The organism is Citrobacter sp. Cpo089 (genome assembly GCF_030332695.1).
Classification (GTDB): domain Bacteria; phylum Pseudomonadota; class Gammaproteobacteria; order Enterobacterales; family Enterobacteriaceae; genus Citrobacter; species Citrobacter portucalensis.
Genome location: NZ_JAOWHJ010000062.1, coordinates 18,160 through 44,831, shown reverse-complemented (window position 1 = coordinate 44,831; position 26,672 = coordinate 18,160). Strand labels below are relative to the sequence as shown.

Here is a 26,672-nt window from a genome sequence, read left to right as displayed (position 1 = left end):
AGGTTAACGCCTGACAGGGGTTTTTATAGTGCAGGTGAGTCTTACTTTTTTTATGCTACTGTCGTGCGAATCAGATAATCAAACGAACTTAACGAGGCCTTCGCACCTTCACCTGTCGCGATGATAATCTGCTTATACGGTACGGTTGTGCAGTCGCCGGCAGCGAAAACGCCTTTCACGCTGGTTTCGCACTTGGCATCGATGATGATTTCACCCATACGGTTACGTTCAACGGCACCTTCCAGCCAGTTGGTGTTCGGCAGCAGACCAATCTGAACAAAGATACCTGCCAGTTCCACATTGTGAACATCGCCGCTCACACGGTCACGATACTCCAGGCCAGTAACTTTGCTGCCATCGCCTTTCACTTCTGTCGTTTGCGCATTCAGAATGATGTCGACGTTTTTCAGACTGCGAAGCTTATTTTGCAGCACCTGGTCGGCCTTCATTTCAGGAGCAAATTCCAGCAGCGTCACATGTTCAACAATACCTGCCAGGTCGATAGCCGCTTCAACGCCGGAGTTACCGCCGCCAATCACCGCAACACGCTTGCCTTTAAACAGCGGACCATCACAGTGCGGGCAGTAGGTTACGCCTTTGGTGCGATACTGATCTTCGCCCGGAACGTTCATGTTGCGCCATTTCGCGCCGGTGGCGATGATAATGCTGCGTGCTTTCAGCACCGCGCCGGAGGCCGTTTCAATCTGATGTAGACCGCCTTCCTGCGCTGCCGGGACCAGTTTGCTTGCGCTCTGGCTGTCGATCACATCAACATCATAATCATCAACGTGTGCTTTCAGCGCGCCTGCCAGTTTCTGACCTTCGGTTTTCGGCACCGAGATGTAGTTTTCAATATCTACAGTATCAAGAACCTGACCGCCAAAACGCTCGCCCATCAGACCGGTGCGAATGCCTTTACGTGCAGAGTACACCGCTGCCGCCGCACCTGCAGGACCAGAGCCGACAATCAACACGTCATAAGCATCGCGCTTATTCAGCTCTTCAGCCGCACGTTTTTCTGCGCCAGTATCCACTTTCGCCACGATCTCAGTCAGCGTCATACGTCCCTGACCGAACTCTTTGCCGTTCATAAATACCGCCGGAACGCCCATCACGTTACGATCGGTGATTTCGTTCTGGAATGTACCGCCGTCAATCGCCGTATGCTTGATACGTGGGTTCAGCACCGCCATCAGGTTCAGCGCCTGCACCACATCCGGGCAGTTATGGCAGGAAAGCGAATAATAGGTTTCAAATTCAAAATCACCGTCGAGATCGCGGATCTGCTCCAGCAACGTCTGCGCCTCTTTTGAGGGATGGCCGCCAGTCCACAACAGCGCCAGCACCAGAGAGGTAAACTCATGTCCCAGCGGAGAACCGGCAAAACGCGGTCCCTGGTGAGAACCGGGATTGGTAATAAGGAACGATGGCTTACGCACCGCCAGAGTATTGTCTTCTTTGAAGGTGACTTTTTCTGACAGTTCAGCAATTTCAGTCAGCAGTTCCTTAATTTCTGCCGATTTAGCGCTGTCATCCAGCGTCGCAATCAGCTCAACAGGTTTGGTCAGTTTCTCAAGGTAAGCCCTGAGCTGGGTTTTCATATTTGTGTCGAGCATTCTTCTTCCCTCTCTGAAAACATCATCATGCAAGCCGATTTTGCGGGACTGCATTAATGCAACTTGCGTCATGGTGCTGGAATGAAACAGGCGCAAATTTGCGCCTGTGGAATGCCGGATGCACTACGTTTATCCGGCCTACAAACTATGCGACTTAGATTTTACCAACCAGGTCCAGAGATGGCGCTAAGGTTGCTTCACCTTCTTTCCATTTCGCCGGGCAAACTTCACCTGGGTGGGAAGCGACGTACTGTGCGGCTTTGATTTTACGCAGCAGGTCAGACGCATCACGGCCGATACCTTCAGCAGTAACTTCGATTGCCTGGATGATACCCTGCGGGTCAACAACGAAGGTTGCGCGGTCAGCCAGACCTTCATCTTCACGCATGTTGTCGAAGTTACGGGTCAGGGCGCCAGTCGGGTCGCCGATCATCGCGTATTTGATTTTTGCGATGGTTTCAGAGCTGCTGTGCCATGCTTTGTGGGTGAAGTGGGTGTCGGTAGAAACGGAATACACATCTACGCCCAGTTTCTGCAGTTCTTCGTAATGGTCTGCAACGTCACCCAGCTCGGTCGGGCATACGAAAGTAAAGTCAGCCGGGTAGAAGAAGAAGACGCTCCAGCGACCTTCGGTATCTTTCTCGGTTACTTCGATGAACTCACCGTTTTTGAACGCCTGGTTTTTGAAAGGTTTAATTTTGTTATTAATCAAAGACATCTGTACTTCCTCCGTGTTTTCGTTGAGAGATAAGTTAACGAAAATCTCTTCGCAGGGCTAATGCGTTTCCTTTATCAAATCAATAAGCGTTAACTAACAACCCACTCAAACTCATGTTGTGAACCTAAAGATAAAAGTAAAAAAGGCCCCCTTTGCAGGGAGCCTCATTACCCGAGCTACCCGCAGGTAACGTCAGTGCCAGCAGAGCTGGCTATGTGTTGCGCTCTACATTACCTTAACAAAGGTCGTAACAGCGATGGGGATTACATCACCCAACTAAAGAAAGGGCAATCGACAGACCGTCGATCTTACCTATGGCTGTGATAGGTTTTGCAATTAAGCCCACTTTCCTGCTGATTTTATAAGGAAAATCAATGTTTAAACGCACCTTACTCGTAACTCTTCTCCCCGCTATCGTGCACGCAGAGGAGCTCCCTGCCCCTGTTAAAGCCATTGAGAAACAGGGAATTACCATCCTGAAGCCCTTCGACGCACCGGGTGGAATGAAAGGCTATCTGGGAAAATACCAGGACATGGGGGTCACTATCTATGTCACGCCTGACGGTAAACATGCCATCTCCGGCTACATGTATAATGAAAAAGGCGAAAACCTCAGTAATGCGCTCATAGAAAAAGAGATCTATGCCCCTGCCGGACGTGAGATGTGGCAGCGAATGGAAAAAGCGTCGTGGATTCTGGACGGGAAAAAAGAGGCCCCGGTCATCGTCTACGTGTTTGCTGATCCCTTCTGTCCTTATTGCAAACAGTTCTGGCAGCAGGCGCGCCCATGGGTAGATTCCGGTAAAGTTCAGTTGCGTACATTACTGGTTGGCGTCATAAAACCCGAAAGCCCGGCCACCGCTGCGGCAATTCTGGCAACCAAAGATCCGGCTAAAACCTGGCATGACTATGAAGCCTCCGGCGGGAAAATGAAGCTGGAAATCCCGACTTCGGTCCATCCTGAACAGATGAAGGTACTGAATATCAACCAAAAACTCATGGATGATTTAGGTGCTAATGTGACGCCCGCGATCTACTACATGAGCAAAGACGATACGTTACAACAGGAAGTGGGATTACCCGATAAGGAAAAATTAAATATTATTATGGGGAATAAATAAAGGTTACAGAATGAGTGATTGTTATCGTTCTCATTTCAATCACTCTTTAAAATGTATTTTTATCGTAACCATCAAGCAATCTGTGTTATTTTAGTTTAAGTTAATTATTCATTAAGCCATAAACATAAATTCTAAGAATGATTAGAATTTAAATTATTCAACAATTGAATTATCCTATACATTACCATCACAGGAAGGTATGCATGGCTAACCTCTATGACCTCAAAAAATTCGATCTTAACCTGTTGGTAATTTTTGAATGTATTTATCAACATTTGAGCATCAGTAAAGCTGCGGCAACACTGTATATCACGCCTTCAGCCGTCAGCCAGTCATTACAGCGACTGCGTACGCAATTTAACGACCCTCTGTTTATTCGCTCAGGTAAAGGCATCACGCCTACCGTAACCGGGATCAACCTTCATCATCACCTTGAGCAGAATCTGAATACGCTGGAACAAACCATTAATATTATGCACGGTTCCAGCCTGAAGAAGAAATTTGTCATTTACAGTCCGCAAATTACTATTAACTTAGGGGTAATTGAGTTAATCAATACGCTAAGGCAAAATTCAAATGTCGAAGTTGAACATCACGACATAATAATGACTGCCGATACTGCAGAGAACATCCTCGCATACAGGAAAGCAGATTTAATCATCACTACCGCTCCCGTATATAACAGGTCTATTGTATGTACGCTATTTAAAACTATTGAGTGTGTTTTAACATGTAGCAGTAATCACCCCAGAATGAATGAATCTGCTACCCTTACACAAATATTGGAGGAACAATTTACTTTGTATCTTACAGAGGAAGAGGGTATTAAAGAGTATCAAGCACAAGCCAACGCCTTACTAACTAATCGTAAAACTGGCTTTAGTAGCGACTCTATGACGTCAATTATTAATGTAATTTCCAGTACAGATATTATTGGTATAATCCCAAAACTTAGTTATGAATTCCATGCTGCCAGACTTAATTTAAAAGAAATCAATATAGATTTCAAAATCCCATCAATCAGATTATACTTAATGTACAACCGTGCCTCACTTAGTAATAAAAAATTCGCAGAATATATCAATACAATAACATCTGAAAATCAACAACCCACATCATCAACAGTATGACAAATCCATTTTTGGAATATAAAACGCAAACACATTCACATTACAAATATTTCTTTAAGCGTTGCTTATTTTAAAGATTGGCATACTTTATTGCAGGCATTTATTTTAGTATAAAATAAAATTCGGATATGGATGTGATATGTCTGTTTATAAAATACCGTTAAACCAGAATGTTCTTGAAGCCGCTCAGGAACGCATTACCTGGACGCTTGAGAATCTACCGCGTGTCTGCGTTTCTTTCTCTGGAGGTAAAGATTCGGGGTTGATGTTACATCTGACCGCTGCCATTGCCCGCCAGTTACAGAAAAAAATAAACGTCTTATTTATCGACTGGGAGGCTCAGTTTTCCTGCACTATCGACTATGTCCACGCGCTACGCGAGAATTATTCCGATGTCATCGAAGAATTTTATTGGGTTGCATTGCCGCTGACGACGCAAAATTCACTGTCACAATTTCAGCCTGAATGGCAATGCTGGGAACCAGGCACTCAATGGGTGCGCCAACCGCCCGCAGATGCCATAACCGATCCCGAATATTTCTCTTTCTACCAACCCGGTATGACTTTCGAGCAATTTGTTCGTGAGTTCGCTGACTGGTTTTCGCAGAAACGACCGGCAGCCATGATGGTCGGGATCCGCGCCGACGAGTCATATAATCGCTTCGTCGCCATTGCGAACTCGAAAAAACAGCGTTTTGCCGATGATAAACCCTGGACCACCAGCGCCCCCGGCGGGCATACCTGGTATATTTATCCCATTTATGACTGGAAAACCGCCGACATCTGGACGTGGTTTGCGAAATCAAGACTCCCTTGTAACCCCCTGTACAACCTGATGTATCAGGCGGGGGTTCCCACTCGATACATGCGTATCTGCGAACCGTTTGGGCCAGAACAACGCCAGGGCCTGTGGCTTTACCATGTTATTGAGCCTGAACGCTGGGCAATGATGTGCTCCCGCGTCAGCGGGGTAAAAAGTGGCGGGATATATGCTGGTCAGGACAACCATTTCTACGGTCACCGCAAAATATTAAAACCCGAACATTTAAGCTGGCAGGAATACGCCATGCTGTTATTGAAGAGTATGCCGGAAACGACCGCTGAACATTACCGCAATAAAATCGCCGTCTATTTACAGTGGTATAAGAAAAAAGGCATGGAGAATATCCCACAAACCCAGGAAAGAGATATTGGTTCAGTGGATATTCCGTCGTGGCGGCGTATCTGCAAGGTCCTGCTGAATAACGACTATTGGTGCCGGGCTCTCTCATTTAGTCCAACGAAACCCAAAAACTATCAACGTTACAATCAGCGCATGAAAACAAAACGCCAGGAATGGGGACTCTTATGCAACAACGATTAACTCAGGAACTCCTCGGCTTTCTTTCTTGTTTATCAGAACCAGAGAGAATTGAAGCCATAAATGAATTCAGAAAAGCAATACACAGCGTCAGTCCCTTCCGCGAGGAGCCCGTAGATTGCGTACTTTGGGTTAAAAATGATCATATTTCACCCAATGACTACAACCCCAATAACGTTGCGCCACCGGAGAAAAAGCTGCTGCTGAAGTCCCTCGAGGCTGACGGGTTTACGCAGCCCATTGTAGTGGTTCACTCAACGGCTGAAGAATACGAAATTGTCGACGGTTTCCACCGCCACGAGTTAGGTAAAGCCAAAGCCTCACTAAGGCCCAGGCTGAAAGGATATCTGCCGGTTGCCTGTTTAGAACGCGAACGCCATGAGCGAATGGCGGCAACCATTCGCCACAACCGCGCTCGCGGGCGTCATCAAATCCACGCCATGTCCGAGATTGTCCGCGAGCTATCGCAACTGGGATGGAGTGAAGAAAGAATTGGCAAGGATCTTGGTATGGACAGCGACGAGGTGTTACGCCTGAAGCAAATCAACGGCCTGCAAGCGTTGTTTGCCGACCGTCGATTCTCCAAAGCCTGGACCGTGAAATAGCTACAGCGAAACCAGACGCTCGGCTGCCGCTAACAGCGTCGATTCTTGCTTGGCAAAACAGAGGCGAATCAGTTTATGCGGGAAAGGATCGGCGCAGAACACCGACAGCGGGATTGCCGCAACGCCCACTTCAGTGGTCAGCCACTGGCAAAACTCCACGTCGTTAAGCGAGGAAACGGCGCTGTAATCGACCAGTAAAAAGTACGTGCCTTCACACGGCAGAATTTCCAGTCGGCTGTCACGCAACGCGTTCACCAACACGTCGCGTTTTTTTTGATAAAACGCGGGCAGTTCGCGATAGTGTGCCGGATCGTCTCGTAGCATATCCGCCAGTGCGAGCTGAGCCGGCGTGTTAACGGAAAACGTCAGATACTGGTGCACTTTTCGTAGCTCAGCGCTAATGGCGGCTGGCGCAACGCAGTATCCGACCTTCCAGCCGGTCATGTGGTAGGTCTTACCAAACGATGAAACAGCAATAGCGCGTTCCCGCAGCTCTGAATGTGCCAGCACGCTGGCATGCCCCTGTTTGGCGAAACAGATATGCTCATAAACTTCGTCGCTGATGACAAAGATCTCGCGTTCTTTAATCGCCTGCCATAGCGCGTCGAAATCGGCGTGATGCCACACAGTGGCAGAAGGGTTATGCGGCGTGTTCAGGATAACCAATCGGGTACGGTCGCTGAGTAAGGCACCAAACGCCTGCCAGTCGACGCGAAAAGACGGTGGTTGCAGGGCGATACGTTTAACCACACCGCCGGATAATTCAACCGCAGGCGCATAGCTGTCGTAGCTCGGGTCAAAACAAATCACCTCATCACCAGGGCGCACCAGCGCAGTGATCGCGGCATACAATGCTTCTGTGGCTCCCGCCGTGATGGTCACTTCACTATTCGCGTCAGGTTTATAGCCGTACAGGTCTGCCGTTTTATCCGCGATAGCTTCGCGCAGCGGCTGCACGCCCGTCATCGGCGCATACTGGTTTGCGCCATGCGCGACGTGATACGCCAGACGCTCTTGCAAAAAGAGCGGACCGTCAAAATCAGGAAACCCCTGCGAGAGGTTAATGGCCTGATGCTGCTGCGCCAGCGCACTCATTTGCGTGAAGATAGTAGTGCCCAGATTAGGCAGTTTGCTTTGCGGAATCAGCGGGTTATTACTCATTATTGTTATCCCAGCGTGTGATGTTGTGGTTGAAGCCACTATAGCACGATGCTAGTATTTGGCAATCAAGACGTTCAGACGTCTATATAAAAATAACCTGCCTGGACAGGACAGCCAAAAGGACAACACAACATGAGTAATACCGAAATTCGCGTCGTCACCGGCCCGGCCAACTATTTTTCCCATCCCGGCAGCCTGTTAAGACTCAACGATTTTTTCTCTGCCGACCAACTTTCACGCGCCGTGTGGGTTTATGGTGAACGCGCCATCGATGCAGCCCGCCCTTACCTGCCAGAGGCTTTTCATCTTGCCGAGGCTAAACGCCTGCTGTTTACGGGACATTGCAGCGAAACCGATGTTGCTCAACTGGCAAAAGAGTCGGGAGAGGATCGCAGTGTGGTGATTGGCGTGGGAGGCGGTACATTGCTCGACACCGCTAAAGCGTTGGCCCGTCGTCTGGATCTGCCGTTTGTCGGTATTCCTACTATCGCGGCGACCTGCGCTGCCTGGACGCCACTCTCCGTCTGGTATAACGATGCGGGCCAGGCTCTACATTTCGAAATTTTCGCTGACGCGAATTTCCTCGTGCTGGTCGAACCCGAGATCGTTCTCAATGCGCCAGAAGAATACTTACTGGCGGGGATCGGCGACACGCTGGCAAAGTGGTATGAAGCCGTCGTGCTCGCACCTCAGCCGGAAACACTACCATTGACAGTACGTCTGGGTATTCAAGCCGCGCAAACCATCCGCGATGTCCTGCTGGAAAGCAGCGAGCAGGCGCTGGCAGACAAACAACAAGGCACGCTAAGCCGCACGTTTTGCGATGTGGTGGATGCGATTATTGCCGGAGGCGGCATGGTTGGTGGTCTGGGCGAGCGCTACACCCGCGTGGCGGCGGCGCATTCTGTTCACAATGGCCTGACCGTCCTTCCACAAACTGAGAAGTTTTTACACGGCACCAAAGTGGCGTACGGCATCCTGGTGCAGAGCGCGCTGCTGGGACAAGATGATGTGCTGGCGCAGTTAATTACCGCTTATCAGCGATTCAACCTGCCAACCCGATTAGCTCAACTGGAAGTGGACATCAATAACCGCGCCGAAATCGACAAAGTGATTGCGCACACTCTGCGCCCGGTGGAGTCCATTCACGCCCTGCCGGTAACGTTAACGCCGGAGACACTGCGCGCAGCATTCGAAAAGGTAGAGTCGTTTACGGTGTGATTATGGTGCGGGTTGCCTGATGACGGCTTCGCCTTACCAGGCCTACGACGACAAATTACGCCAATACGATGTTGTAGGCCGGATAAGCGTCAGCGCCATCCGGCAAAAAATCAACAGCACTTCGCGCCACCTTTCCCGCCATATCGTGCATCCTGGCGCTCACGGAAAAATTCTTCGTAGGTCATTGGCGTCTGGTCCGGATGCGTGACGCGCATATGTTCAACATAGTTGTCGTAATCCGGCACACCTATCATTAATCGGGCGGTTTGACCTAAATACTTCCCGGCTTTGGCGAGTGTTTCAAACATAGTTTTTCCCTGTCGTACAAACGCCCTCCCCGTTCAGGAGAGGGCTGGTTGGTTAAGAGAATATTAGTGCGCACCTTTCGCCTGCGCCACGATCTCTTCGACATTCTCAGGCATCGGCTCGTACGGTGTCTCTTTCGAAGTTGGTTTGTCCTCTTTCAATGCTGCCAGCGCAGTTTTGATGGAGAACAGACCCAACACCACAACGACGACCATGAAGAAGATGGTGAGACCCGCATCCAGGCGGTTGTTAAACACCAGTTGCGTCAACTGCGACTGGGTGTACTGCGCCGGAATGTTACCGCTGTCGATCATCGCCTGGAACTTGTTGGCGATAGCCAGGAAGCCGATTTTCGCATCCGGGCTAAACGCTTTCTGCCAGCCAGCGGTCAGGGTACAAATCAGCAGCCAGGCCGTTGGCACTAGCGCCACCCATGCGTAGCGCTGGCGTTTCATCTTGAACAGCACCACAGCACAGAGCATCAACGCCATACCGGCCAGCATCTGGTTAGCGATACCAAACAGCGGCCACAGGGTATTGATACCGCCCAGAGGATCCACCACGCCCTGGTGTAAGAAGTAACCCCAGGCCAGCACACACAGCGCTGTAGCCAGCAGGTTTGCAGGCAGCGAATCGGTACGTTTCAGGCTCGGTGATACCACGCCCAGCAAGTCCTGCAGCATAAAGCGCGCGGCGCGTGTACCGGCATCTACCGCCGTCAGAATAAACAACGCTTCAAACAGAATGGCGAAGTGATACCAGAACGCCACATCCATCATGCCGCCCAGCGCGCCGTGCAGAATGTACGCCATCCCGACGGCCAGCGTAGGCGCACCACCTGCGCGAGAGATGATGGATTGCTCACCCACTTCATTGGCGATTTGATGCAGGGTGTCTGGCGTAATGGCAAAGCCCCAACTGCTGACTACCTGTGCCGCAGAAGCCACTACGTCCACCGTCCCCGCAGGAGCCAGCACCGCCATCGGGCTGTTCATCGCAAAGTACACGCCCGGATCGATGATGCACGCGGAAACCAGCGCCATAATGGCGACAAAGGATTCCATCAGCATTCCGCCGTAGCCGATAAAGCAGGCCTGCCCTTCATTCGCCAGCATCTTCGGCGTGGTACCGGAGGAGATCAGCGCATGGAAGCCAGATACCGCACCACAGGCAATGGTAATAAACAGGAACGGGAACAAGTTACCGGTCCAGACCGGGCCAGTACCGTCAACAAACTTGGTCAGCGCAGGCATGGTCAGCGTCGGACGCATGATCAAAATCCCTACCGCCAGACCAACAATGGTGCCGATTTTCAGAAAGGTAGAGAGGTAATCACGCGGGGCCAGCAGCAGCCACACCGGCAGGACGGCGGCAACAAAACCGTAGCCCACCAGCATCCACGTCAGCTGTACGCCGGTAAAGTCAAAGTACGGTGCCCAGGTCGGGCTTTCAGCCACCCAGCCGCCGGAAATAATGGCAAACACCAGGAACACCAGACCGATGACCGACACTTCGCCAATGCGGCCCGGGCGCAGATAGCGCAGATAAATCCCCATGAAGATCGCCAGCGGGATGGTGAACGCCACGGTGTAGGTTCCCCACGGACTGTGGGTCAGCGCTTTCACGACGATCATCGCCAGTACCGCGAGAATAATCACCATGATCATAAAACAGGCCACCAGCGCAATAACGCCCGCCGTTGGGCCCATCTCTTCTTTCACCAGTTCGCCAAGGGAACGACCATCGCGACGGGTAGAAACAAACAGCACCATGAAGTCCTGCACCGCACCCGCCAGTACCACCCCGGCGAGCAGCCAGATCATCCCCGGCAGATAGCCCATTTGCGCCGCCAGCACCGGTCCAACTAACGGACCCGCTCCGGCAATTGCCGCAAAATGGTGACCAAACAGCACTTTTTTATCGGTGGGAACATAATCCAGACCGTCGTTATGGCGCACGGCTGGCGTCATACGCGTCGGGTCAAGCGCCAGTACATTTTTCGCGATGTACAGGCCGTAGAAACGATAAGCGATAAGGTAGACACAGACCGACGCCACGACTATCCACAACGCGTTGATCTGTTCACCACGATTTAATGCGATATAGCCGAGGGCAAATGCTCCCATAACGGAGAGCACTGTCCAGACGAGGTACTTCCCTGATTTGTTCATAGTTGTTATCCGTTGTCCGATCCAGAGAGATGTTACATTTTGTTTCTATAACATCTTTTCTGAATTTAACAACCTGACAACCATGCAAACCCGAACTTTCACTGAGTATTTACATTGTATTGTTAACTTGATCACTTTCAACGCAGCGACAACTGAAACAATTGCGCGCTACGTGCCAACCTCTCTATGTTTTGTTCAGATCCCCCCCGGCATGATGCCGATCTTGTCGCTTAATATTCTTTATTATTAATAATGGAATTTACTAAAAATATACCTCTGACTTTCTCAGCTAATACGGTTATTAAACTTAGGACTTCAGATTATCCTGACTTTTTATGCAGTTAGTGCTTTATTTTATTTTAATCACAAAGTTCAAAGTAAAGAATATATCCACACCTCCAGTTTTAATGACAAAATCCCCACATAAAAACGAAATTAATTCAGCAGAAATTTATCAGCGCCAGATTGTTCAGGATGGCCATATACGGAAATAAATTATGAATAAATGCTATCGCATCGTCTGGAATGTCGCCAAAAATATGTTTGTAGTGACTTCCGAACTCTCACAGGGCGATCATCGGGTTCGCGCAACCGTTGCGGGCCTGGTGTTATCGGCTATTGGACTAACGGCAAACTGCGTACATGCCAGTGATTACGGCCCGCTTAGCGGTGAAACCATCAACTTAAATGATGGCGATACAGTGACGTCTGTCGATGGCACCACCGGTATCGAAAGCCTGTCCTCAGGTGGGCAAGGCGTACAGATTAATGGTAAAGCCACCATTCACGTTACCGGTGATAGCGGTTCTATTGGCGTGAAGCTTGATAACAGCGCCAGTAATAATTTAGGTAACGGTACACAGATTAACGTTACGGATACAGGAACTGCAAAATCAGCATCAACCGCGGGTCTATATATTAACAACACCAGTCCAGATACAAATATAAACGCAGAGAATATATCAATTAACACCATCAGTAAAAAAGATGCTTACGGAATTAACGTTCATACAAAAAATGCCACTCTGAACTTCGGCAGCAATAGTAACATCATTACCGATTCCCAGAATGGTAATGCGACTGGTGTCTATTTTTATGATGACAATAATACGTTAACCATGGATGGTGGATTAGTTAAAGTCATCAGCGGCGCCACAGGTAAAGCTATTGGTATCGACACATACTGGACAAGCGGTACAACGCTCAATTTGGGTGATGACACCCGCATTGAATTAGTAAGCGGAACAGCTGGTGGAAGTGCGCTCTATCTCGGGGAAAACACCTTACTCAACGCGAACGGGCTAAACGTTGATTTCACCGCCTCAGAGGCAGGAACAGGTACCATTATCTATGGTATCCAGACGGGACAAAACAGCCAGATTAACCTGGGCGAGAATAGCGCAATTTCACTCTCATCCTCTGGAGGTACGGTATATGGGCTCCTTTCTGGTGCACAAAGTCATTTTACGGCAGATAGCCTTGATATCACCCTTACCACAACCTCTACCGAGCGCGCAAAAGGGACGGGCGCGGACATCAGCGGCAATGTGGATTTTGGCAATGATTCCACCATTACCGTGCACGGTTTCTCCGAAGGGTACGGGATGGTTGTTGAGGATTATTCGGCAACCACCAAAGATGATGCCATCGGAACAGTGAAGGCCAACAATCTCACCATTGACGTCACAGGCCAGAAGACGGAAGGGCTTCGAATAGAAGGTGGTGTGGTTGATTTAGGATCAGACAGCTCCATCAGCGCAAACGGGACTGCATCAACAATTTACCTGACCGGCCGAGGATACGGTGAATTCAATGCCAATAATCTGACCGTCACGACCGCGCAGTCCACTGCCCTTACACTAATCAGCAGCATGCATGCCACCTTCGCCAATATTGGCGAAGGCAGCACCATTGATGGAAGAAATACTACAAGCCACACGACCAACGGTATTGTGGCCAACACGCCCCACAACGCCCCGACAACCATAAATGTCAACGGTTCCGCAGAGCAGCGTAACACTATCTACGCGGTGAACGGCTACGGAGCTTCAGCCCAGTATAGCGGCGCGACCATCAATTTATCCAATACCGATATCATCATGAGCGGTAGTAATCCCTACGGCCTTTGGGCTATTGGCAGCGGAGATTTCACTCACGCCGGCATAATCAATGCTGAAAATCTGACGATTGATATGAGCGGCGCTAACGGCAGTGGTTACGGTGTGGTAGTGCAACAAGGCGGAATTGTGAATCTGACGGGCGATACCACCATCATCGCCAACGGCGGCGTTGCCATCTGGAATCCGAAAGTCACCTCGGGCGGGTATGTTCTACCTGGCGGGACGGTAAATGGCTCAGGGAAAATGACAATTACCGGCGACATCATTAACAGCGGTTGGGGATATATCAACCTCAGCATGGACGCGGGTTCTTATTTCTCCGGGGCAACCTCGGTTAATGAAAGCTTCAACGATCAGGGTATTGATTCCATCCTCAATCTTAACCTTGCGGACCAGAGCCAGTGGCGGGTAACAGATGACTCCACCCTCACGACACTGACCAACGCCGGAACCCTTGAGCTGGCGGCAGACCACACAGCCGGAACTTACAGCACCTTGCATGCTGACGAGGTCACGCTGAAAGAAAGCAGTATTCTCAGCATCGATTTAAGCGCCGCGGCGCTGGCCAGTCGGTCCGCTAACCCGCTAATTACCGGCGGACAGGTTAATCCTGGCGGCGATCTACACGTTAGCAATTCGGGTAATACGCTGGATCTCAACGCGCTGACCTCAGACAATCAACTGGCAGACATCGACAAGGTTACGCTAATTGATGCCGACTCCGCAATCGTGAGCGATTTCGCTTCGATCTCAACCGATCCGGATACCCTGCCCGACTATATCGCGATTTCTGGTCAGGTTAACGCCCTTGATAATACCCAATATGAATTGGGCGTGGGGCTCAGTTGGTACGCCGGAGACTCCGCCGCGGCTTCTACGCCTGCACACGGTACGTTCACCCTGGACGCGGGCCAGACATTTACCGTCAATAGGTTACTGGAAGATACCTCATCCAACGCTACCACAGGATGGGACGGTAAAAGTTTGACCAAAAAAGGAGATGGTACGCTCACCCTTACCGCAAAGAATACCTGGAGCGGAACCACAGACATTCAGCAGGGAACGCTGTGGTTAACTGAATCGGGCGTTATCGGCGCTGAAGGCAGCAAGCAGAGCGTCAATGTCAAAGCCGGAGCCACCCTCGGCGGCAACGGGGTAATCAACGGCGCGGTGAACAACATCGGCCTGCTAAGTTTTGGTGATAGCACAACGCCAGACAGCCAGTTTATCGTTAATGGTAACGTAACCAATCAAGGTGTAATCCGCAGCAGTAGCACGACTCCCGGGAACGCATTAATCATCAACGGCGACTACACGGGTAACGGCGGTCAGCTCTCACTTAACGCCAGTTTAGGCGATGATAATTCACCAACCGACCAGCTCATTGTCTCAGGTAATGTTAACGGCAGCACCACGCTCTACATCAATAATGTGGATGGCGTGGGTGCATATACCGATCAAGGTATCGAGATTGTTGACGTCGGTGGGGTGTCATCAGATAACGCGTTTTATCTTGGCAATCAGATTCAAATCGGGCTGTATGAGTATCGTCTGTATGAAGATAACGAAAGCTGGTATTTGCGTTCCAAAGCAGAAACGCCTGACAACCCGGATGATGACGTTACACCAGTCGATCCTGACGACGGCGGCAGCGACGTGACGCCAGTCGACCCTGACGATGACGGCAGCGACGTGACGCCAGTCGACCCTGACGATGGCGGCAGCGATGTGACGCCAGTCGACCCTGACGATGGCGGCAGCGATGTGACGCCAGTCGACCCAGACGACGGCGGCAGCGATGTGACGCCAGTCGATCCTGACGACGGCGGCAGCGACGTAACGCCAGTTGATCCTGACGACGGCGGCAGCGACGTGACGCCAGTTGATCCTGATGACGGCAGTAGCGACGTTACCCCATCAAATCCACAATATCGCGCCGATATAGGCGCTTATCTGGGCAACCAGTGGCTGGCGCGTAGCCTGCAGATGCAAACGCTGTTCGATCGTGAAGGGAGCCAGTACCGCTCGGCCGAAGGAAGCGTCTGGGCGCGAATGAAAGGCGGAAAAACGGACACATCTGCGGTAAACGGCAATATCGGCATGGACAGCGATTACACCCAGTTTCAGCTTGGCAGCGACATTGCGACCTGGCGCGATGATCAGCAAAGCATCACGTTTGGCCTGATGGCCAGTTACCTTGACGGCAGTACCGACAGCACCGGAAATCGCGGCGCGGATGGCAGTCAGTTTACAGCCACAGGCGATATCGACGGTTACAATCTTGGCGCGTATGCCACCTGGTTCTCTGATGCCCGGCAACATCGCGGCTGGTATGTTGATACGTGGTATCAGTATGGTTTCTACAATAACAGCGTCGAGAATGGCAATGTCGGTTCAACGCATTACGACTCCCTGGCTCACGCGATTTCGCTGGAAAGCGGTTATCGCTACGACATTAATATGAGCAGCGCTAACACAGTAAGCCTCACGCCTCAGGCGCAGGTTATCTGGCAACGCTACCAGGCAGATAGCGTTGAGACAAACGGTACACACATAGATGGACAAAACGGTGATAGTTGGACCACACGTCTTGGTCTGCGGATTGATAGCCAGCTTTCGTTCGATGATGCTACCGTCCGACCATTCGCTGAGATTAACTGGCTGCACACCTCTGACAATCTGGCCGTATCATTTGATAACGCAACGGTAAAACAGGATCTACCAGCGGATCGCAGCGAACTAAAAGTAGGGATTCAGGCTAATCTCAATAGTCAATGGAGTATCAGCGCCCAGGCCGCAGGTCAGATAGGGAACAATGATTATCAGGACCTCAATGGTAGTCTTAATCTGCGCTATAGCTGGTAAGTGAGTAACGAAGCGCGCCTGAATGGCGCGCTTAACTTTCACCCCATCACCGCAGTGCCTAAGCGGCAGGTGCAACAGCGTCGCCCCTGCTCATCAAAGATAACAATTTCCCAGCTTTGATTTTGACGCCCAAGGTGCAACGGCTGACAAACGCCGCGCACTTTCCCCTGCGATACCGCCCGATGATGCGTGGCGTTGAGTTCCGTCCCCACCACGCACTGCCCGTCGCGGGTCATCAGATAACCCGCCATCGAACCCAGCGTTTCCGCCAGGGCCGCGGATGCGCCGCCGTGCAGCAGGCCAAATGGCTGATGCGTGCGGCTATCCACCGGCATTTCGGCTTCCAGCACATCATCCCCCAGCCGGGTGTAGACCATGCCTAAATGCGCCACCAACGTGTTCTGACTGGTGGCATTGAGTTCATCCAGCGTTAAATGACGCTTCCAGATCATCGTCATGCCCCCAGCGTGGAACCGCCGTCCACCACGATATCCTGTAACGTAATGTGGCTGGCCAGATCGGAGGCGAGGAATAAAATAGTGTTGGTGATCTCTTGCGGCCGGGCGATTTTCCCCAGCGGAATCCCGAGCTTAAACTGCTCGCCAAATCCACGAATACGCTGTTGCTCCGCGTCATCGCTAACCCACAGCGTGCGCTGCATATCGGTGTCGGTCGAGCCTGGCGACACCACATTACAGCGCACACCGCTACCCGCCAATTCAAGTCCGACGGTCAGCGCCAGACTTTTCAACGCGGCCTTTGACGCACCGTAAGCACTCATGCCGATACGCGGCGTGTGCGCAGCATCCGACGCGACGGTCACGATCGCCCCGCCCTGCTGGCGACGAAACTGCGCCATCGTCTGCTGAAACAGATTGAACGCCCCACCAACGTTAACCGCAAACGTCTGCTGCCACTCCTCAACGCTCAACGCATCGGTGGCCCCCATACGCAAAATACCTGCGGCATTGACCAACACATCCAAACGCTCGCGCGCTTTGAGGACGCGCTGGCACACTTCAGCTACCTGTCCGGCATTCGCCACATCCAGCACTTCGGTCGCAAACGGGTAGTTATCCTGAGGAAATTCGCGATCGAATCCTGTCACCTCAGCGCCAGCATTCGCAAACGCCAGCGCCGTGGTGTAGCCAATCCCTTTACCCGCGCCGGTTACCCAGACGGTTTTCCCGGCAAAATCAAATCCAGCCATTACTTCACCTCGCGGGAGAGCAGCGCCCACCATGCGTCAATGGTCGGTTTTTTCGCCAGCATCACGAAATCAATGTCACCATGAACCTTACGCCAGCGCGCCGCCAGCGCCATCATGCGCACGGAATCCAGCCCGTAGTCGATCAGGTTTTCGTCATCCATCGGCTCTTCAGACTCATCCAGCAACGGCAGAATAACGCTGCGCAACGCATCTTTACTGGTCGGGACCGGTGTCGGCAATAATTCCTGGGTCATTACCACACGCCCGGAACGTCCCGCCACGTATTTCAGCGACATCAGGTGTTCGTCACGGCTAAAGTCCGCCAGCGCATCGGCAACCATAAACGGCTTGATGTCACGCATGAAGGCGTCCGTTGCGGTGGTCATACAGCCGATATGCGCATACACCCCGGTAATGATCAGTTGATTACGCCCGGTTTCCTTGAGCATCTGTTCCAGCGGGGAACGATGAAATGCGCTATAACGCCATTTCACCAGAATAGTATCCGCTTCATCCGGCGCCAGCGCCTCAACGATCTTTTGTTGTTCCGGGGAACGCGTCAGGCCCGGTCCCCACATATCATTGAGCAGAGCGCGGTCTTCATCACTCTGTTCTTTCGGCTGAGCGGTGTAATACACCGGAATGTTATGCTCTTTGCAGTACTGGCGCAGCGCGGCGATGTTCGCGACGACCTGCTCCATCATCGGGCAGTTATCGCCCCAAAAGCCGATAAAATAATCCTGCATGTCGTGGATCAGCAGCGCGGCGCGTTCAGGGTCAAATGCCCAGTCGACTTTGTTCACCGGAACATCGAGCGCCGTTGGTAGCGCATAAGCCTGCAGTTTAGGAATTGCCATTTCTATTTCTCCTTCAGGCCAGTGAACGTGATGCCAGCCACTGACGTAATTGTTTTTTATCTACCTTCCCCACTGGAGTCAGCGGTAATGACTCAACGCACTCAACACGATCGGGTAATTTGAATTCCGCTATGCCCTGTTCGCGTAGAAAACGGCGCACCTGCACCGCGCGCAGCGGCTCTTTCACCACCAGCCAGGCACAGCTTTTCTCGCCCATCAGTTCGTCATCCATACTGACCAGCGCGGCATGGATCACCATTGGATGGCGCAGTAGCAGGTTTTCAATCTCTTCAGCGGCGATCTTCTCCCCGCCGCGATTGATCTGATCCTTTTCACGCCCCTGAACGGTGATGTAACCATCCGGATCGATAGCGATCAGATCGCCGGAACAGTAAAAGCCGTTGGCGTCAAAGGCGCTGGCATTATGCTCAGGACTTTTGAAATAACCGCGGAAGGTGTACGGACCACGCGTCATCAGGCGTCCGGTCTCTCCCTGGGCTAAGGGGTTGCCGTCAGCGTCTGCTACCCAGACTTCATCATCGGGACACATCGGGCGACCCTGGGTATTGATGATGCGCTCAGGACTGTCGTCCAGACGGGTGTAGTTCACCAGCCCTTCCGCCATGCCGAAGACCTGCTGCAACTGGCAGCCAATCTCGGCTGGAATACGTGCCGCAAGCGTGGCGGAAAGTCTCGCGCCACCGACCTGAAGCAGTTTCAGCGAAGCCAGTTGCGCATTGCTGCCCCACTCCGCAATCGCCTGCAACCACAGGCTCACCGCAGGTGGCACCAGCGCCGTGACGTTAACCTGATGCTGTTCAATCAGCGGGAAACACAGAGTGGTACTCGGGTCAGCCGCCAGCACTACAGTGCCACCGGCCAGGAATACGCCCAGCGCGCCTGGCGAACTCATGGCGTAGTTATGCGCCGCCGGGATTGCGCATAAATAACGCGTTTCCCCGGTGAAGCGGCAAATCTCATTGCTGCGACGCACGCTGTAGTAGTAATCGTTATGAGTGCGAGGAATCAGCTTTGGCGTCCCGGTCGTCCCCCCAGAAAGCTGGAAGTACGCCACCTCATCAGCAGGCGATGGCGTGGCGCTAAAATCAGTCGCAGGCTGGTTTATCGCCGTTTGCAGATTGTGTTCACCTTCATCGTTGCGCAGTTGCACCACGCGCACAGAATTGTGTTCGGCCACAAAAGCGTTAAGAAAATCGTCCCCGCTAAACAGCGTATGCTGGCGATCGGCAATCAGCAGTGCCGGCTCAATCTGTTTGGCATAGGCGTTAAGTTCGTTACGCTGATGGCTGAACAGCGCCAGCACCGGAGCTACGCCCAGCTTGAGCAGCGCAAAGAAGGTGATATACAGCTCAGCCACATTGCCCAGTTGTACTAGCGCGGTTTCGCCGGGTTTGATCCCCTGGCGACGCAAACTGCAGGCAAGATTGTCAGCGGCCTGATTCAGTTGGCGATAGCTCAGATGGCGTTCACCATCAATTACCGCCGTATGCTCGCTGTCGGCGTGACGGGTCAGAATGTCGGTCAGCGGCAAATCCTGCCAGTAACCTTTTTCACGATAGCGGCGGGCAAACACTTCCGGCCAGCGGGTGAAAGGAATACTCATTATTGCTCCTTAAAACCAGTCCACAAGGCTCTTAGTGCAGTCCAAAAACATTCAACATCGTGGAGAGCTTAGCCCCCGTTTCGCGCCATTCCGCAACCGGGGAAGAGGCTGGAACAATTCCTGCTCCGGCAAAGAAACGTACCTGATTGCGCAGCAGCTTCGCACAGCGGATCGTCACTACCCACTCACCGTTACCTTCGGCATCACACCAGCCAACAATGCCACCGAACAATTCGCGATCGAACGGCTCCAGCTCGGCGATAAGCTTGCGCGCAACCTGATGTGGGAAGCCGCTCAGCGCAGGCGTCGGATGCAGTAGGCACGCCAGCGTCAGGGCGTTTTCCTGCGGGTTAGCTTTACCTTCAAACGGCGTGCCGAGGTGCCAGAGCGTCGGCGTGGTAACCAGCTGCGGAGAAGAAGGCAGTTGCAGTTCACGGCTGCGATCGCGCAATACCGTTTTCATCGCTTGCGTCACCAGTTCGTGCTCATGGCGGTCCTTCTCAGACGCCAGCAGGCGGATCCCTGCTTCGCGATCCAGCACATCATCAGGCTGACGACGTGCAGAGCCCGCCAGCGGCAGAGAACTGAAACGATCGCCTTCTTTGCGCAGTAACAGTTCCGGGCTGGCACCAATCAATACGCCGCCGTCTTCAATCGGTACATGGAAGTTGTAGCTCGCCGGGTTTTGCGCCACCAGACGCTCCAGCAGCGCACCGCTGTCAATGTTGGCATCGGCGGTGATATCGATCAGGCGTGACAACACCACTTTGTCGACTTCCGGAGTGGACGTCAGCGCAGCCGCCCGGGCGACCATATCTTCAAAAAAGTCCTGTTCCGGGATCGATTTACGTTCAACGACGTTCAGCGACTGATGCGCGGTAAAGTAACGTGATGATTGCTGCTTCGCCGTACGAGAAAAGCTCTGCCACGATTGGGGAATAAACAGCGATGATGGCTGGCGGGTATCAAAGGGAATAGCCCCGACCATGACAGGGTTCGTGATGCCCTGCGATTTGGCATCAGCAAACAGTGCGTTCATTTTTTGTTGGAAAGGGCTGTCTGGCGAATCGCCATCAATTGCCGGTTCCGCATAGCGGGCGAAGCATCCTGACGTCGTAAAACTACGGTACGGCGACATAAAGAAAAAACTGTCGGGAGCGAGCGTCGGCATAGTCTGCGTTTTTTCCTCGGCCAGTGACGTATCCATATCATCCTCCAAAAATGATAAAGGCTCTAATAATGATTATCATTTATATTTTCGGTCGCTAACCTAAAAGTAAAGCGGCGGTATGTCAACTCTTGTGGTAGCACAATGTGCGACTTTGGCTTGCATCCTTGCTCGCTAACAATGAAAATGAGAAGCATTACTCATACAGATAACAGGAAGCCGATTCGTGAGTCTCCCCTCTTTTTGCCGCACCGTGTTCTTACTGGCAGGTTTATCTCTTTCAGGAATTTCTTCAGGTCACGCCGCCGACTGGCCGCGTCAGGTTACTGACAGCCGCGGCACGCATACGCTGGAACATAAACCACAGCGAATTGTCTCCACCAGCGTGACCCTCACCGGCTCGCTGCTGGCGATTGATGCCCCGGTCATTGCCAGCGGTGCCACTACGCCGAACAATCGCATCGGCGATGCGCAGGGCTTTTTACGCCAGTGGAGCGAAGTGGCAAAAGAACGCAAACTGAGCCGCCTGTATATCGGCGAACCGAGCGCCGAAGCCGTCGCAGCTCAAATGCCGGATCTGATTCTGGTAAGTGCTACCGGGGGAGATTCTGCCCTCGCGCTATACGATCAGCTGTCCACCATTGCGCCAACGCTCATCATTAATTACGACGATAAAAGCTGGCAGTCGCTGCTGACCCAGTTAGGTGAAATTACCGGTCAGGAGCAACAGGCAGCTGCGCGAATTGCCGAGTTTGATAAGCAACTTCAGGCGGTTAAGCAACATATTCCCCTGCCACCACAGCCGGTCAGCGCGCTGGTATATACCGCCGCGGCGCACAGCGCCAACCTGTGGACGCCTGAGTCAGCGCAAGGCAAGCTGATGGAGCAGTTAGGGTTCACGCTGGCAACGCTGCCTGCCAACTTGCACACCAGCCAGAGTCAGGGCAAACGCCACGATATCATCCAGCTTGGCGGTGAGAACCTGGCGGCAGGCCTGAACGGTGAAGCGCTGTTCCTGTTTGCTGGCGACAGCAAAGATGCCGACGCTATTTACGCCAATCCGCTTCTGGCGCATCTGCCAGCCGTGCAAAATAAACGTGTTTACGCCCTGGGTACGGAAACCTTCCGTCTCGACTACTACAGCGCCACGCTGCTGCTGCATCGTCTGTCGGCTCTGTTTTAATGTTCAGCGCCGGATGCGGCTCACGCCTTATCCGGCCTACAACCTTAGAGCACAACGCGATCAGACATTCACGGGGACCTGCCGGAATCGGCGTACTTCTCCCAACAACAGCAGCAGTAGCAGACCGACAATCACCAGCCCGAATCCACTCACGCTTGCCGAAGCAACCGGCGTCATCATCGCGCCCAGACCACCTAACAACGCCGCGCCAATCGCATCGCCGGTGACGTTTTGCGCCGTCCACAAACCGTTAATTCGTCCGAGCATCGCTTCCGGCGTCTGCGTCTGTAACAGGGTGTACTGCAACAAAGAGCTGACCGCGCTCAACCAGCCAAACAGCGCCAGACAAACCACACCAAGCTGCCAGACGGGCATCAAGCCAAACAGGCCGATAGCCAGAAATGAAGCCACGGTCGATGCCAGCATAATCAGTCCCGGGCGAACGCTGTGCGCCAGTTGTCCGCTGGTCAATGCGCCCACGGCTGCCCCTAGCGGAATAGCCGCATACAACAGGCCAATTTGCGCACTCGACATGTGCCAGTTAATCGCCAACGCCGGATACAGCACACGCACGGCGCTCGCCATGGTTAACAGACCTCCGAGCAGCGCAATGCCGCCAATCAGCGGGCTGGCAAGCAGAAAGCGGAATGCCGCCAGCAGCGATTTCAGCGGATGCTCGCGCGGCTGCGGCGGAGGCGGCAACGCAGGAAGGCTCAGCAACGGTAGTAAGGTAATGAAGGTTCCCGCCGCCGCCAGTCCGTAGTTCCAGGCCACGCCGCCAGTCGCGAGCAGCACCCCGCCAAGCATCGGTGAAATTACCGATCCCAGACGCACCGTCAGCATGGTAATCGCCCCAGCCTGCATCAAATTCTCGCGCCCAACCAGCGCTGGCGTCGCAGCCAGCAATGCGGTCACGCCCAGAGAGGCAAAGAAACCGTCCCATAAGCCAAGCAGATAAATCGCCAGCAACGACGGTTCGGGCAGCAGCGCATTCAGACACAGGCCAATAAAGCCAATACCACAGGTTCCACGCGCCAGCAGGATCACTTTTTTACGCTCATAGCGGTCGGCCAGCACTCCGCCCACCATCAGGCCAATAAACATTGCGCTACCGGTCAACGTCACCGACAACCCCACCTGCCAGGTCGACTGGGTCATCATCTGGATCTGTACCGGAACCGCCACGCCGAGTAGCCCCAGAGAGACAATGGAAATAAAACGGGCGAGGAAGACAGCGCGAAATGCTGGGTGGGTCTTTAACAGGCTGAGATTGAGCAGCCAGGATTGTCGATTCATTACAGAGCCTTACCAGGTACTTTTTCAATATCCATTCGATGGCTGCACATGCTAACATATCCAAATAAGATCGATAACGATAATTACTATCATTATCAGGGAAGTTGATATGTCATGCTCTGTTTCCGCGACACGTGCCTTCGCCGTGCCCGGACTATTGTTATTACTTGTTCTCACCACGGTATTAAGTCTGGTTATTGGCGCCAAGTCGCTACCTGCCTCCGTGGTGCTGGATGCGCTCACCGGCAGTTGTCAAAGTGCTGATTGCACCATCGTGCTGGACGCGCGCCTGCCGCGCACGCTGGCGGGGCTGCTCGCCGGTGGCGCGCTGGGCCTGGCTGGCGCACTTATGCAAACGCTCACGCGTAACCCTCTCGCCGATCCCGGCATTCTGGGTGTCAACTCCGGCGCCAGCTTCGCTATTGTGCTGGGGGCAGCGCTGTTCGGCTTTTCCTCTGCGCAAGAGCAGCTGCTGATGGCCTTTTGCGGTGCGCTGGCTGCGTCGCTGATCGTAGCTTTTACCGGCAGTCAGGGCGGCGGGCAGTTAAGCCCGGTGCGTCTGACGCTGGCGGGCGTTGCGCTGGGCGCGGTGCTGGAAGGATTATCCACCGGCATCGCCTTGCTCAACCCGGACGTTTACGATCAGCTGCGTTTCTGGCAGGCCGGTTCACTGGATATCCGCAGCCTGCAAACGCTGAAGGTTGTGCTGGTACCGGTACTGATTGCCGCGGCTGTCGCACTGTTCCTCAGTCGCGCCCTGAATAGCTTGAGCCTCGGCAGCGACACCGCTACCGCGCTTGGCAGTAAAGTCGCTCGCACGCAGTTTATTGGCCTGCTGGTTATTACCGTACTGTGCGGCAGTGCGACCGCGATTGTCGGTCCTATCGCCTTTATCGGCCTGATGATGCCGCACATGGCACGCTGGCTGGTGGGGGCGGATCACCGCTGGTCACTGCCCGTAACCCTACTGGCAACGCCTTCTCTGTTACTGATTGCCGATATAATCGGTCGCCTGATTGTCCCCGGCGAGCTGCGCGTGTCGGTAGTCAGTGCGTTTATCGGTGCACCGGTGCTTATCTTTCTGGTACGCCGTAAATCGCGCGGAGGTGGCGCATGATGCACCTCTCCCGCCGCCTGATAATCAGCAGCCTGCTGCTGATTGCAGGTTGTCTCGTCATGGGTTTGTGGAGCCTGCGTAGCGGCGTTGTTACGCTGGAAACCCAGCAAATTATTGCCGCCCTGCTCGGCGATGCGCCGCGCAGTATTACGCTGGTGGTGACCGAATGGCGTTTGCCACGCGTGCTCATGGCGCTATTGATTGGCGCAGCGCTCGGCGTGAGCGGCGCAATATTCCAGTCGCTGATGCGCAACCCGCTGGGCAGCCCGGATGTGATGGGTTTCAACACCGGGGCCTGGAGCGGTGTGCTGGTGGCAATGGTGCTGTTCGGACAGCATCTCACCGCTATCGCGCTGGCGGCCATGCTGGGTGGGATTCTGACCTCTCTGGTGGTCTGGGCGCTCGCCTGGCGCAATGGGATCGACACCTTCCGGCTGATTATTATTGGTATCGGCATTCGCGCCATGCTGGTGGCGTTCAACACCTGGCTACTGCTGAAAGCATCATTAGAAACCGCGCTGACGGCTGGGCTGTGGAACGCCGGATCGCTCAATGGCCTGACCTGGGCCAAAACCTGGCCTTCTGCTCCGCTGATTATCATCATGCTGGTGTGCGCCGCGCTGCTGGTACGCCGGATGCGTTTACTGGAAATGGGTGATGACAGCGCCTGTGCGCTTGGCGTCAGCGTTGAGCGTTCACGTCTGATGATGATGCTGGTTGCGGTGGTACTGACCGCTGCCGCCACCGCGCTGGCCGGTCCTATCTCGTTTATTGCTCTAGTCGCGCCGCATATCGCGCGACGTATAAGCGGTACATCGCGCTGGGGATTAACCCTGTCGGCGCTGTGCGGCGCGTTGCTGTTGCTGATGGCGGATTTATGCGCCCAACAGCTGTTTATGCCTTATCAGCTTCCGGTGGGCGTTGTCACCGTAAGCCTCGGCGGTATTTATCTTATCGTCTTGTTAATTCAGGAGTCCCGCAAAAAATGATCGAATCAGTAGCCCGTTTGCGTGGCGACCAGTTAACGCTGGGTTATGGCAAGTTTACCGTGGCGGAAAACCTCAATGTATCGATTCCCGACGGCCATTTCACCGCGATTATCGGGCCAAACGGCTGCGGGAAATCAACGCTACTGCGCACGCTGAGTCGTCTGATGACGCCCGCGCACGGCAAGGTCTGGCTCGATGGCGAGCATATACAGCACTATGCCAGCAAAGAAGTCGCCCGCAGAATAGGTTTGCTGGCGCAAAACGCCACCACGCCGGGAGATATTACGGTACAGGAGCTGGTTGCCCGCGGACGCTACCCGCACCAGCCGCTGTTTACCCGCTGGCGGAAAGAGGATGAAACTGCGGTCTCAAACGCCATGCAGGCGACGGGTATCACCCATCTGGCATCACAAAGTGTGGATACCCTTTCCGGCGGACAACGTCAGCGTGCATGGATTGCGATGGTGCTGGCGCAGGAAACGTCGATTATGCTGCTCGATGAACCCACCACCTGGCTGGATATCAGTCATCAGATCGATCTGCTGGAACTGTTGAGTGAGCTAAATCGGGAAAAAGGTTATACGCTGGCCGCCGTTTTGCACGACCTGAATCAGGCCTGTCGCTATGCAACACATCTGATCGCGCTGCGTGACGGAAAAATAATTGCCGAGGGTGCACCGAAGGAGATCGTCACCGCGCAGCTTATTGAAAAAATCTATGGACTGCGCTGTATGATTATCGACGATCCGGTTGCCGGAACGCCGTTAGTGGTGCCGCTTGGACGCAACAAATAACACGCGTTACAGTATGGCGGCCAGCTTGCCGCCATACGAC

21 protein-coding genes are annotated in these 26,672 nt (G+C 53.1%); 10 read left to right on the top strand and 11 right to left on the bottom strand.

Annotated elements, in window-relative coordinates; translation table 11 throughout:
• Positions 1-50 precede the first annotated feature (50 nt).
• Entirely contained in the window at positions 51-1,616 is a 1,566-nt protein-coding gene (ahpF, locus tag OGX92_RS13600; protein WP_003831260.1) for an alkyl hydroperoxide reductase subunit F, read from the bottom strand.
• 154 nt (positions 1,617-1,770) lie between these two features.
• Positions 1,771-2,334, bottom strand: coding sequence for an alkyl hydroperoxide reductase subunit C (gene ahpC, locus OGX92_RS13595; RefSeq protein ID WP_286586657.1), 564 nt, complete (start codon positions 2,332-2,334; stop codon positions 1,771-1,773).
• Between the two features lie 374 nt (positions 2,335-2,708).
• Between ahpC and dsbG the strand changes: the two genes are divergently transcribed.
• The 4 genes from dsbG to OGX92_RS13575 all read left to right on the top strand — a co-directional run bounded on the left by dsbG (position 2,709) and on the right by OGX92_RS13575 (position 6,550).
• Positions 2,709-3,455, top strand: a complete 747-nt coding sequence (gene dsbG / locus OGX92_RS13590) for a thiol:disulfide interchange protein DsbG (protein ID WP_126955864.1) — start codon at positions 2,709-2,711, stop codon at positions 3,453-3,455.
• Between the two features lie 203 nt (positions 3,456-3,658).
• Positions 3,659-4,585, top strand: a complete 927-nt coding sequence (gene citR / locus OGX92_RS13585) for a DNA-binding transcriptional repressor CitR (RefSeq protein ID WP_003831212.1) — start codon at positions 3,659-3,661, stop codon at positions 4,583-4,585.
• Positions 4,586-4,724: 139 nt separating this feature from the next.
• Positions 4,725-5,948, top strand: coding sequence for a phosphoadenosine phosphosulfate reductase (locus OGX92_RS13580; RefSeq protein ID WP_286586655.1), 1,224 nt, complete (start codon positions 4,725-4,727; stop codon positions 5,946-5,948).
• Positions 5,933-6,550: an IbrB-like domain-containing protein gene (locus OGX92_RS13575; protein ID WP_003831207.1), complete on the top strand. Its 618-nt coding sequence runs from the start codon at positions 5,933-5,935 to the stop codon at positions 6,548-6,550. Before OGX92_RS13580 ends, OGX92_RS13575 begins: the two co-directional genes overlap by 16 nt.
• Here OGX92_RS13575 and OGX92_RS13570 read toward each other — a convergent pair whose 3' ends face one another.
• A complete protein-coding gene (locus OGX92_RS13570; RefSeq protein ID WP_126955866.1) occupies positions 6,551-7,711 on the bottom strand; it encodes a pyridoxal phosphate-dependent aminotransferase in 1,161 nt (386 codons plus the stop codon).
• Between the two features lie 132 nt (positions 7,712-7,843).
• On the opposite strand from OGX92_RS13570, the gene OGX92_RS13565 reads away from it, so the two are divergent.
• Complete coding sequence (locus OGX92_RS13565; RefSeq protein WP_003831202.1) at positions 7,844-8,932, top strand: oxidoreductase; 1,089 nt, start codon at positions 7,844-7,846, stop codon at positions 8,930-8,932.
• Between the two features lie 110 nt (positions 8,933-9,042).
• On the opposite strand, the gene OGX92_RS13560 is transcribed toward OGX92_RS13565, so the two are convergent.
• Positions 9,043-9,240, bottom strand: coding sequence for a YbdD/YjiX family protein (locus OGX92_RS13560; protein ID WP_003022064.1), 198 nt, complete (start codon positions 9,238-9,240; stop codon positions 9,043-9,045).
• Positions 9,241-9,303: 63 nt separating this feature from the next.
• Positions 9,304-11,409 (bottom strand): pyruvate/proton symporter CstA, encoded by a 2,106-nt coding sequence (cstA, locus tag OGX92_RS13555; RefSeq protein ID WP_008784063.1) that lies wholly within the window; start codon positions 11,407-11,409, stop codon positions 9,304-9,306.
• 497 nt (positions 11,410-11,906) lie between these two features.
• Between cstA and OGX92_RS13550 the strand changes: the two genes are divergently transcribed.
• Positions 11,907-16,394: an autotransporter outer membrane beta-barrel domain-containing protein gene (locus OGX92_RS13550; RefSeq protein ID WP_286586653.1), complete on the top strand. Its 4,488-nt coding sequence runs from the start codon at positions 11,907-11,909 to the stop codon at positions 16,392-16,394.
• A gap of 38 nt (positions 16,395-16,432) precedes the next feature.
• Here OGX92_RS13550 and entH read toward each other — a convergent pair whose 3' ends face one another.
• Genes entH through entC form a run of 5 tightly spaced genes read right to left on the bottom strand, consistent with a single transcriptional unit; the run spans position 16,433 to position 21,292 of the window.
• Positions 16,433-16,846 carry a proofreading thioesterase EntH gene (gene entH, locus OGX92_RS13545; RefSeq protein ID WP_032934545.1) on the bottom strand — a complete coding sequence of 138 codons (414 nt, stop codon included), beginning with the start codon at positions 16,844-16,846 and terminating at the stop codon, positions 16,433-16,435.
• 2 nt (positions 16,847-16,848) lie between these two features.
• Positions 16,849-17,604, bottom strand: a complete 756-nt coding sequence (gene entA, locus OGX92_RS13540; RefSeq protein ID WP_063940724.1) for a 2,3-dihydro-2,3-dihydroxybenzoate dehydrogenase EntA — start codon at positions 17,602-17,604, stop codon at positions 16,849-16,851.
• Positions 17,604-18,461 carry an isochorismatase gene (locus OGX92_RS13535; protein WP_003831197.1) on the bottom strand — a complete coding sequence of 286 codons (858 nt, stop codon included), beginning with the start codon at positions 18,459-18,461 and terminating at the stop codon, positions 17,604-17,606. Before OGX92_RS13535 ends, entA begins: the two co-directional genes overlap by 1 nt.
• Positions 18,462-18,474: 13 nt before the next feature.
• Positions 18,475-20,085, bottom strand: coding sequence for a (2,3-dihydroxybenzoyl)adenylate synthase EntE (entE, locus tag OGX92_RS13530; RefSeq protein ID WP_286586652.1), 1,611 nt, complete (start codon positions 20,083-20,085; stop codon positions 18,475-18,477).
• A gap of 31 nt (positions 20,086-20,116) precedes the next feature.
• Positions 20,117-21,292: an isochorismate synthase EntC gene (gene entC / locus OGX92_RS13525; RefSeq protein ID WP_003831195.1), complete on the bottom strand. Its 1,176-nt coding sequence runs from the start codon at positions 21,290-21,292 to the stop codon at positions 20,117-20,119.
• A gap of 187 nt (positions 21,293-21,479) precedes the next feature.
• On the opposite strand from entC, the gene fepB reads away from it, so the two are divergent.
• Entirely contained in the window at positions 21,480-22,436 is a 957-nt protein-coding gene (fepB, locus tag OGX92_RS13520) for a Fe2+-enterobactin ABC transporter substrate-binding protein (protein WP_286586650.1), read from the top strand.
• Between the two features lie 60 nt (positions 22,437-22,496).
• Here the strand turns inward: fepB and entS are convergent, their stop codons facing one another.
• A complete protein-coding gene (gene entS, locus OGX92_RS13515) occupies positions 22,497-23,732 on the bottom strand; it encodes an enterobactin transporter EntS (RefSeq protein ID WP_003831193.1) in 1,236 nt (411 codons plus the stop codon).
• Between the two features lie 109 nt (positions 23,733-23,841).
• On the opposite strand from entS, the gene fepD reads away from it, so the two are divergent.
• Genes fepD through fepC form a run of 3 tightly spaced genes read left to right on the top strand, consistent with a single transcriptional unit; the run spans position 23,842 to position 26,632 of the window.
• On the top strand, positions 23,842-24,849 hold the full coding sequence (fepD, locus tag OGX92_RS13510; RefSeq protein ID WP_003831192.1) for a Fe(3+)-siderophore ABC transporter permease: 1,008 nt from the start codon (positions 23,842-23,844) through the stop codon (positions 24,847-24,849).
• Complete coding sequence (fepG, locus tag OGX92_RS13505) at positions 24,846-25,838, top strand: iron-enterobactin ABC transporter permease (RefSeq protein WP_003831191.1); 993 nt, start codon at positions 24,846-24,848, stop codon at positions 25,836-25,838. The genes fepD and fepG overlap by 4 nt, the downstream gene beginning before the upstream one ends.
• Positions 25,835-26,632, top strand: a complete 798-nt coding sequence (fepC, locus tag OGX92_RS13500; protein WP_032942652.1) for an iron-enterobactin ABC transporter ATP-binding protein — start codon at positions 25,835-25,837, stop codon at positions 26,630-26,632. The genes fepG and fepC overlap by 4 nt, the downstream gene beginning before the upstream one ends.
• Positions 26,633-26,672 lie beyond the last annotated feature (40 nt).